This window comes from Chitinophaga agrisoli (genome assembly GCF_008386695.1).
Taxonomy (GTDB): Bacteria; Bacteroidota; Bacteroidia; order Chitinophagales; family Chitinophagaceae; genus Chitinophaga; species Chitinophaga agrisoli.
On record NZ_VUOC01000020.1, the window covers coordinates 1 to 606 of the forward strand.

The window sequence follows — 606 nt, forward strand, 5'->3', positions numbered from 1 at the left end:
AAACACCGATATTCTTACGGAGATGGTAAGGAATATCGAATATGTTTTCGAAGCAAAGGCATATTTTTCCTTGACCAGGCTTGTGTAAAAGTCTGTTCACGCCTGAATGATGACTCCTGGAAACACTAGACGAAGTGGAGGAAGCGTCCGATGTACTTGAACCGCCCGAGGTAGAAGAACTGCCTGAAGTGGTTGTGCTTGCCCCGGACGTGCTTGAGGTGGAATCGGTGCTGCTGGCACTGTCGGTGCTCGTCTTATCGGTTGTGGATGACTGTACGGTAGCGCTTTTGTGACCGGATCCTGATTTCCTTCTATTCCACCACCAGAAACCGTCTTCAGATGACGCGGCGTCGCTTTTGGCGGTTGACGCTGAGCTGGAAGAAGCTCCTCCACTTGTGCTGGAACCGTCGGTGGATGTTACGCTTCCATCATGGCTACTGGAACTATATCCTTCAGTGCTGCTACCAGCGGACGTGGTGGATTCTTCTGTGGTGCTTGGATGAGTGTTAGTGGAACTGCCACGGGCCGATACACTTCCATCACGAGTGCTTGAGCTATATCCATAAGGGCTGCTACCGCCGGATGTACTGGAAAGCGCTGTCCTCC

Annotated in this window: 1 protein-coding gene; it reads right to left on the reverse strand. The window is 51.8% G+C overall.

From position 1 onward, the window contains the following. Nucleotides 1-417 precede the first annotated feature (417 nt). Nucleotides 418-606 (reverse strand): hypothetical protein (locus F0L74_RS34490; RefSeq protein ID WP_213087166.1); only part of this gene is annotated, 189 nt, incomplete at its 5' end.